General features: G+C 75.4%; 9 protein-coding genes. 5 read left to right on the forward strand and 4 right to left on the reverse strand.

Features of this window, described 5'->3' with window-relative positions; all coding sequences use genetic code 11:
- Window positions 1-180: 180 nt before the first annotated feature.
- Together ACFXGA_RS29850 and ACFXGA_RS29855 are read left to right on the forward strand one after the other, a co-directional pair.
- The gene (locus ACFXGA_RS29850) at window positions 181-504 is read left to right on the forward strand and encodes a PadR family transcriptional regulator (RefSeq protein WP_378093573.1); all 324 of its coding nucleotides are present in this window, start codon (window positions 181-183) and stop codon (window positions 502-504) included.
- Window positions 501-1,622, forward strand: coding sequence for an HAAS signaling domain-containing protein (locus tag ACFXGA_RS29855; RefSeq protein WP_378093575.1), 1,122 nt, complete (start codon window positions 501-503; stop codon window positions 1,620-1,622). Before ACFXGA_RS29850 ends, ACFXGA_RS29855 begins: the two co-directional genes overlap by 4 nt.
- A gap of 6 nt (window positions 1,623-1,628) precedes the next feature.
- Here ACFXGA_RS29855 and ACFXGA_RS29860 read toward each other — a convergent pair whose 3' ends face one another.
- From ACFXGA_RS29860 to ACFXGA_RS29875, 4 genes are all read right to left on the reverse strand, one after another.
- Window positions 1,629-2,522 (reverse strand): substrate-binding domain-containing protein, encoded by an 894-nt coding sequence (locus tag ACFXGA_RS29860; protein WP_378093577.1) that lies wholly within the window; start codon window positions 2,520-2,522, stop codon window positions 1,629-1,631.
- A gap of 96 nt (window positions 2,523-2,618) precedes the next feature.
- Complete coding sequence (locus ACFXGA_RS29865) at window positions 2,619-4,559, reverse strand: bifunctional polysaccharide deacetylase/glycosyltransferase family 2 protein (RefSeq protein WP_378093579.1); 1,941 nt, start codon at window positions 4,557-4,559, stop codon at window positions 2,619-2,621.
- The gene (locus tag ACFXGA_RS29870) at window positions 4,556-4,690 is read right to left on the reverse strand and encodes a hypothetical protein (RefSeq protein ID WP_378093581.1); all 135 of its coding nucleotides are present in this window, start codon (window positions 4,688-4,690) and stop codon (window positions 4,556-4,558) included. The genes ACFXGA_RS29865 and ACFXGA_RS29870 overlap by 4 nt, the downstream gene beginning before the upstream one ends.
- A complete protein-coding gene (locus tag ACFXGA_RS29875; protein ID WP_378093584.1) occupies window positions 4,642-5,034 on the reverse strand; it encodes a DUF6542 domain-containing protein in 393 nt (130 codons plus the stop codon). Before ACFXGA_RS29875 ends, ACFXGA_RS29870 begins: the two co-directional genes overlap by 49 nt.
- A gap of 88 nt (window positions 5,035-5,122) precedes the next feature.
- Between ACFXGA_RS29875 and ACFXGA_RS29880 the strand changes: the two genes are divergently transcribed.
- The 3 genes from ACFXGA_RS29880 to ACFXGA_RS29890 all read left to right on the forward strand — a co-directional run bounded on the left by ACFXGA_RS29880 (window position 5,123) and on the right by ACFXGA_RS29890 (window position 7,495).
- Window positions 5,123-5,494, forward strand: coding sequence for a YciI family protein (locus tag ACFXGA_RS29880; protein WP_378093586.1), 372 nt, complete (start codon window positions 5,123-5,125; stop codon window positions 5,492-5,494).
- Window positions 5,491-6,744, forward strand: a complete 1,254-nt coding sequence (locus ACFXGA_RS29885; protein ID WP_378093588.1) for an RNA polymerase sigma factor — start codon at window positions 5,491-5,493, stop codon at window positions 6,742-6,744. Before ACFXGA_RS29880 ends, ACFXGA_RS29885 begins: the two co-directional genes overlap by 4 nt.
- A gap of 70 nt (window positions 6,745-6,814) precedes the next feature.
- Window positions 6,815-7,495: a dihydrofolate reductase family protein gene (locus ACFXGA_RS29890; protein WP_378093590.1), complete on the forward strand. Its 681-nt coding sequence runs from the start codon at window positions 6,815-6,817 to the stop codon at window positions 7,493-7,495.
- Window positions 7,496-7,598 lie beyond the last annotated feature (103 nt).

Genomic DNA, 7,598 nt, shown 5'->3' on the forward strand with positions numbered 1-7,598 from the left:
CGGGGGGGGGGGGGGGGGGGGGGGGGGGTGGGGGGGGGGGGGGGGGGGGGGGGGGGGTGGGGGGGCGGGGGGGGGCGGGGGGGGGGCGCCCGCGGCCCCCCCCCCCCCACCACTACCCCCTCCTACGCAGTACTCCGCATTCCGTAGTACCCTCCACGGCAGACCACCGGGGAGAAGCGCATGGACACGAGTCAACTGCTCAAGGGGGTGCTCGACCTCGCCGTCCTCGCGGTGCTGCGCAAGGAGGACGGGTACGGCTACGACGTGCTGCGCAGGCTGCGCCAGGGCGGGCTGGACGGCGTCGGCGACGCGTCGGTCTACGGCACCCTGCGCCGGCTCTACAACGCCGGGCTGCTCACGTCGTACGTCGTGCCCAGCGAGGAAGGGCCGCACCGCAAGTACTACAGCCTCAACGAGCCGGGCCGCGCCCGGCTGCTCGAATCGGGCAACACCTGGAAGTCGTTCGCGCGGGCGTTGGACGACCTGTTGGGGGAGGGCGCATGAACACGCAGACGGACGCCGGGGTGCGGCACTACCTGGACGGCATGCGGGAGGCGCTGGCCGACCTGCCCGCCGCCGAGGTCGGCGAGATCATGGACGACGCGGGCGCGCACGTCGCCGAGGTCGCCGAGGAGCTGGGCGAGGACTTCTCCCTGGCCGCGCTGGTGGACCGGCTGGGCACGCCCCGCGCGTACGCGGAGGAGCTGCGCGCCGCGGCGGGCTACCCCTCGCCGTCCCCCACCGCCGCGAAGGACACCGGCAACCGCCAGGCGTTCACGGCCCGGTTCGCGGTGTGGAGCCTGGTGGCCGCCGTGGTGACGGCGTTCGGCTTCGCGGTCACCCGGGGCGACGGCGCGGCCCTGACCCTGCTCGTCGGCCTGTGCGGCGCGGCGGCGACCCTGCTGGTGTTCCGGCAGAAGGGCCTGATCGCGGAGATCGCCCGGCTGCCCGAGACGGTGGCGCTGCGCGACGCGCTGGACCGGCTGGAGCGCTCCGACCTGCACAAGGCGGTGGAGGCGCTGCGCGTCTTCCAGCCGGTGTGGTGGATCGTCCGGGCGCTGCTCATCGCGGCGGCGGGCCTGATGCTGTACCGGTCGCCGGAGATCCTGCTGGTCGCGCTCGCGCTGGCCGCGGTGTCGCTGCCCGCCGGCCCGAAGGCCGCCACGGACCGCCGGTGGCTGTGGCTCAGCCTGCCCGCGACCGCGTTCGCCCTCGGGTTGCTGGTCTACGTCCTGGGCACGCTGGCGACGAACTTCACCGGCTACCCGGTCAGCCACTCCACGGTGAGCTACGACCCGCAGCCCCCGACGCCCACCAACATCTTCGTGTTCGACAAGGACGGCAACCCGCTGACCGACGTCCACCTCTACGACGAGAACGGCCGCCCGCTCAACGCGCCGTGGTACGGCTGCGGCGACGACCGTGACGACAACCGCAACGACAACCGCTTCCCCCGGCCGCGGGTCGTGCACGACGAGCAGGGGTGCCACGAGGAGACGGGCGTCCCGTTCGCGGTGGTCATGCCGACCATGCCGGCCACCACCACCTCGTCGGCCCCGTCCACCACCGCGCCGTCCACCACCGCGCCGCCCACGACGGTCACCACGACCACCACGGGCTGAGGTCGCTCAGCGTGCGGGCGGCCGCGCGGTGGACGCCCGCACGACGAGTCGCGTGGCCAGCTCGACCCGGTCGGACGCGGGCGGGCGGCCCTCGATCAGGTCGGCGAGCATCCACCCCGCCCGCGTGCCCATCGCGGCGAGCGGCTGGCGCACGGTGCTCAGCGCGGGCGACGAGCGCCAGGCCGCCGGCAGGTCGTCGAAGCCGACGACGCTGAGGTCGCCGGGCACCGACAGGCCGGCGGCGCGGGCCGCCTCGATCACGCCGAGCGCCTGCTCGTCGTTGCCCGCGAACACCGCGGTCGGGCGGTCGGGCAGGCGCAGCAGATCGGCGGCCTGCCGCCGGCCGCCCTCGCGGGTGAAGTCCGCGTGCCGGACCAGCGCCGGGTCGAACCCGATCCCGGCCTCGGCGAGGGCCGCCCGGAACCCGTCCAGGCGGGCCCGGCTGCACAGCATGTCGCGCGGCCCGCCGACCACGCCGACCCGCCGGTGCCCCAGCGACAGCAGGTGCTCCGCGGCCGTCGCGCCGCCCGCGCGGTTGGTGGCCCCGACGCTGAGCAGGGCCTGGTCGACCGGGTCCACCTGCACGAGCGGCACCCCGGCGCGGGCCAGCACGCGCCGCTCCGCGTCGCCGATCGGGCACGCCACCAGCACCACCCCGGCCCGCCGGGCGCCGACCAGGTCCTGCGCCCACGTCGGGCCGCGACGGGCGGCCGCCGACATCACCACGTCCAGCCCGGAGTCGACCACGCCGCGCATGACCTCCATCGCCCACGCGGTGTCCAGCGCCGGGAAGACGAGTTCGACCACCGGCGCGGCCCGGCGCCCGACCGGCTGCCCCGGCGCCCGCACGACCGGCCGGCACCCGCGCGCCACGACCCGCGACGCCGTCGTGCGCGACATCCCGCGCGTGGTGGACCCCACCAACCTCAAGCGACTCACGGGCCGACATTATCGGGATTCCCGCGAAATACAATCGAACCGCTGAACTGCAACGATTCACCCGCTCGGCGGTGCACTTCCGACCTGTCCACCCTCCTCAACGCTAATACTTTCGTAGAGATTGCGAAACTTTGCGGCCGATCGCCGGCCGCCCCCGACCCCCGCCAACCCCCTGCGCCGGGCCGTCTGCCACCGCACCGGCGTGCCGTGCAGGGCCGTGACGAGCGACCGCACCACCACCAGGTACGTCAGCTGCCGGTACACGACCTGCTGGAACGGGTAGGCCCACAGCGGGGTGAGCGGCTCGCCGTCGAGCCGGAGCGCGTAGCCGGCGCTCGCCGTCTGCACGGCCAGGAACACGCCCCAGATCACCAGCGCCAGCGGCGCGTCGGCCACGAACGCCCCGTACAGCACGTAGACGTCGAGCGCGGGGGCCAGCACCGGCAGCACCACGTGGAACGCCAGCAGGTACAGCAGCCCGAACCGGCCCATCCGCCCGCGCTCGCGCACCGCGGTCCGGTGCTTCCACATCGACTGCAACGTCCCGTACGACCACCGGTACCGCTGCCGGTACAGCCCGCGGGCGTTCGCCGGCACCTCGGTCCACGCCCGCGCGGACGGCTCGTACACCACCCGCCACCCGGCCCGGGTGATCGCCATGGTGAGGTCGGTGTCCTCGGCCAGCGTGTCCCGGCTGATCCCCCCGACCTCCTCGATCGCCTCCCGGCGGAACGCCCCGATCGCGCCGGGCACGGTCGGGACGCACTCCAGCGCGTTGAGGATCTGCCGGTCCAGGTTCGAGCCCGCGCAGTACTCCAGGTGCTGCCACCGGCCGAGCAGTCCGCCCCGGTTGGCGACCTTCACGTTGCCCGACACCGCGCCCACGCCGGTGTCGCCGAGCGGGCGCACCACCTTCGACACGGTGTCGGGCTCGAACACGGTGTCGCCGTCCACCAGCACCAGCGCGTCGTGCCGGGCCAGCGCGACGCCCGCGTTGAGGGCGGCGAACTTGCCCGCGTTCGGCTGGCTGACCACCCGCACGCCGGGCAGCCCCAGCCCGCGCACGACCTCCGCCGTGCCGTCGGTGGAGCCGTCGTCGACCACGACCACCTCCACCTCGGCGGGGTGCTCCGAGGCCGCGATCGACGTCACCGCGGCGGCGATGTTCGCGGCCTCGTTGTACGCGGGGACGATCACCGAGACCGGCGGCGCGTGCGGCTCGACCTCCAGCTCCCGGTGCAGCCGCCGCGCGGTGTGGGCCAGGCCGAGCTGCATCACGGTGCGCAGCAGCGCCAGCACGGCCACGAGCCCGCAGACCACCCCGAGGACGGTGAGGAGCACGTCGCCGTGGTGCCGCGCCCACGCCTGGACCCGGCCGGTGACCCGCGCGCCGAACCCGGCGTCGGCCATCGCGGCGGGACGGCCGGTCGCCGCCGTCAACGTGGTGAACCGGCGGTCCGGCAGCGCGTCGGCGAGCAGGTCGACCGCGGCGCGGGCCGCGGGACCCACGTGCAGCCGGACGACCCGGTCGGTGTCCAGGCCCGCGAACACCAGCGCCGGGTCGTGGACGTGCAGGTCCGGGGTGTCCGGCTCCGGCTCGACCAGCGACGTCTCGACGTGCGCGGCGTCCGCCACGGCGTTGCGCGCGAACGCCGCGCCCAACGCGGCCGGCTCGCCCTCGCGGAACCCCGAGACGCCGACCTCGTGGCCCTCCGCGACCATCCGCCGCACCAGGTCGGGGTGCTCGACCACCCGCGCGCCCACCACGACGAACGTCGCCCGCACCCCGCGCCGGGCCAACGCGTCGAGCACGCGCGGCGTCCACCTCGGGTGCGGCCCGCCGTGGATCACGAGCACCGCCGTGCCGGCCGGCACGGGCTCGGCCGTGACCGGGGCGAGCACCGGCTCGTCGGCCGACGACGTGGCGTAGGCGTGGAAGCTCAGCACGCCCATCAGCAGGCCGAGCCCCAGCACCAGGGAGATCCGGTCGGCCCTCACCCGAGGTGCTCGACCACGCTCGCCACCAGCAACGCCGAGAAGCCCAGCAACGACAGCGCGACCGCGAGGCTCACCACGCGCATCAGCCCGCGACGTCTGCCCGTCCGGTCGACGAAGACCTGTTCCTCCACCACGATCCCCCCAGCCTCACCACCGCCACCAGGAACCCCGCCGCCACCGCCGCCGCGAGGTGCGGGAAGGCCCGGACCACGAGCGGCCCGGCGACGATCGCCCACTCGGCCGCCGCCCTGCCCCGCACCGCGGTCAGGCCCACCACCAGCGCCGCGAACACCAGCGGCGGCGAGGGCACCACGGTCCACAACCCGACCGGCCGCACCACCGCGGCCGCGAACGCCGCGCCGGACACCATCAGGACGCCGAGCGGCCAGCCGGGTTGCCCGCCGTCCACCCAGACGCCCACCCCGGTGAAGACCGCCGACACGGCGACCGCCGCCAAGCTCGGCAGATGAGCCATGCGGTCGACCACGGCACGCCCCCCAGCGTCAGCAGGCATCTAGATTAGGCGACGCGAGGGGGCGAACGGGACGGAGGGAGTCCGCGCGGTGAAGTACCTGATGCTGATCTACGGCAACGAAGAGGTGTGGAACAGCACCGACGCGGAGCAGTTCGGCAAGCTCGTCGGCGAGGTGGACGCGTTCAACGCCGCCCTGCGCGGGTCCGGGGAGCTGGTCGAGTCCCGCGGCCTGGAGCCGCGACCGCGCGCGGTGCGCGTGGTCGGCGACGCGCCGGTGGTCACCGACGGCCCCTACCTGGAGGCCAAGGAGCACGTCGGCTCGTACTTCGTGGTCGACGTCGACAGCGAGGAGCGGGCGCTGGAGATCGCGCGGTCCTACCCGGCCCTGCGGTACGGCCGGGGCCTGGGCGGCGGGCTGGAGGTGTGGCCGCTGATGGCCCCGGGCGGCGACGACCGTTGACCTCCGGGGAACCCGTCGGCGACCTGCTGCGCTCGTTGACGCCGAGGGTGCTCGGCGCCCTGGTGCGCCGGCACGGCGACTTCGCCCGCTGCGAGGACGCCGTGCAGGAGGCGTTGATCGACGCGGCGCAGGCGTGGTCGCGCGACGGCGTGCCGGAGCACCCCCTGGGCTGGCTCGTCACCGTGGCCGGGCGGCGATACGTCGACCTGGTGCGCTCCGACGCCGCGCGGCAACGCCGCGAGCAGGCCGTGTTCGACGCCGTGCCGCGCGACGAGCTGCTCGCGCCGCCGCCGGACGCCGAACCGGCCCGGGACGACCTGCTGGAGCTGCTGTTCCTGTGCTGCCACCCCGCGCTGACCGCGCCGGCCCAGATGGCGCTCACGCTGCGGGCCGTCGCCGGGCTCACCACGGCCGAGATCGCAGCGGCCTTCCTGGTGCCGGACAAGACCATGGGCCAGCGGATCTCCCGCGCGAAGCAGCGGCTGCTGGAGGCGGGCGCCCGGTTCGAGCTGCCCGCCGACCGCGACCGGGCGCTGACCGTCGTGCTGCACGTGCTGTACCTGCTGTTCAACGAGGGCTACAGCGCCAGCGCCGGCCCCCGGCTGCACCGGCCCGACCTCACCGCGCAGGCGCTCCGGCTGACCCGGCAGCTGCACGAGCGGCTGCCCGACTCCGGCGAGACCGCCGGGCTGCTGGCGTTGATGCTGCTCACCGAGGCGCGTGCGGCGGCCCGCACCGGCCCGGACGGCGAGCTGGTCCCGCTGGCCGACCAGGACCGGTCGCGGTGGGACCGCGCGCTGATCGCCGAGGGCACGGACCTGGTGACGCGCAGCCTGGCCGCCCACCCCGCCGGCCCCTACCAGGTGCAGGCCGCGATCGCGGCCGTGCACTGCGAGGCGGCCACGGCCGAGGAGACCGACTGGCCGCAGGTCCTCGCGCTGTACGACGTGCTGGAACGCCTCGCGCCCGGCGCGGTCACCGCGTTGAACCGGGCCGTCGCCCTCGGTGAGGTGCACGGCCCCCGGGCCGCCCTGGACGTCGTCGCCGGGCTGGAGCGCGGCGCGCTCGCCGGCCACCACCGCCTGCTCGCCGTGCGCGGTCACCTGCTGGAGCGCGCGGGCGACCGGGCCGCCGCGAGCGAGGCGTTCCGGCAGGCCGCCCGCCTGGCCGGCACCGTGCCGGAGCAGCGGTTCCTGCTGCTGCGGGCGGCCCGCTGCGCGTCCGCCGAAGATTTTTCCGCGACGACGTAGAAGTCGGGTCGCCGGCTCCGATCCCCTCCCGAGCGAGCCCGCCGGGCCTCGCCGGGAGGAAGGAACAGCGATGACCAAGGTGACCGCGCAGCTTTCGGTGTCCCTCGACGGCTTCTACGCCGGACCCCGCCACGAGGGCGACGGCGACTGGTTGCGGTCGGCGGAGGCGGCGGCGTTCTTCCGCGTCACCCGCTGGGTGATCAACGCGTCGGCGTGGCGCGAGCGGCAGGGCATCGCCGGCGGCGAGCGGGACGTGAACTCCGACGTCGTGCGGGAGCACTTCGAGGCCGCCGGCGCGTACGTGATGGGCCGCCGCATGGCCGACGGCGGCGAGGTGCCGTGGGGTGAGGAGCCGCCGTTCCGGGCCCCGGTGTTCGTGGTGACCCACCGCCCGCGCGCGACCCTGGAGCGCAAGGGCGGCACGAGCTTCACCTACGTCACCGACGGGGTCGAGAGCGCCGTGGCCCGGGCCAAGGCCGCCGCCGGCGGCAAGGACGTCGCGGTGGCGGGCGGCGGGAGCCTGGTCCGGCAGGTCCTCGCCGCGGGCCTGCTGGACGAGCTGGAGCTGCACGTCGTGCCGGTGGTGCTCGGCTCCGGCCTGCGCCTGCTGGACGCCGACCTGGGCATCGGCGAGAAGGAGGGCATCGAGCTGACCCCGATCAGGGTCCTGCACACGCCCGACGTGACGCACCTGCGCTACGCCGTCACCGGCCGGGCGCCGCTGCTGCTGGACAACCGCGGCCGGGACTGAAACCCGGGCGCGGCGGGGGGGCGGGCCCCCCCCCCCCCCACCCAGGGGGGCCTGGAACACCAAAGTAATAACCGGGCGGCGGCCGCTGAGTGAGATCACCACA

This window comes from Actinosynnema sp. NPDC059335, assembly GCF_042752395.1.
GTDB lineage: Bacteria > Actinomycetota > Actinomycetes > Mycobacteriales > Pseudonocardiaceae > Actinosynnema.

Bases quoted from the DNA above. Each gene is read 5' to 3' on its own strand.
- ACFXGA_RS29850 (WP_378093573.1), top strand. From the start codon at position 181: ATGGACACGAGTCAACTGCTCAAGGGGGTGCTCGACCTCGCCGTCCTC.
- ACFXGA_RS29855 (WP_378093575.1), top strand. From the start codon at position 501: ATGAACACGCAGACGGACGCCGGGGTGCGGCACTACCTGGACGGCATG.
- ACFXGA_RS29860 (WP_378093577.1), bottom strand. From the start codon at position 2,522: ATGTCGCGCACGACGGCGTCGCGGGTCGTGGCGCGCGGGTGCCGGCCG.
- ACFXGA_RS29875 (WP_378093584.1), bottom strand. From the start codon at position 5,034: ATGGCTCATCTGCCGAGCTTGGCGGCGGTCGCCGTGTCGGCGGTCTTC.
- ACFXGA_RS29890 (WP_378093590.1), top strand. From the start codon at position 6,815: ATGACCAAGGTGACCGCGCAGCTTTCGGTGTCCCTCGACGGCTTCTAC.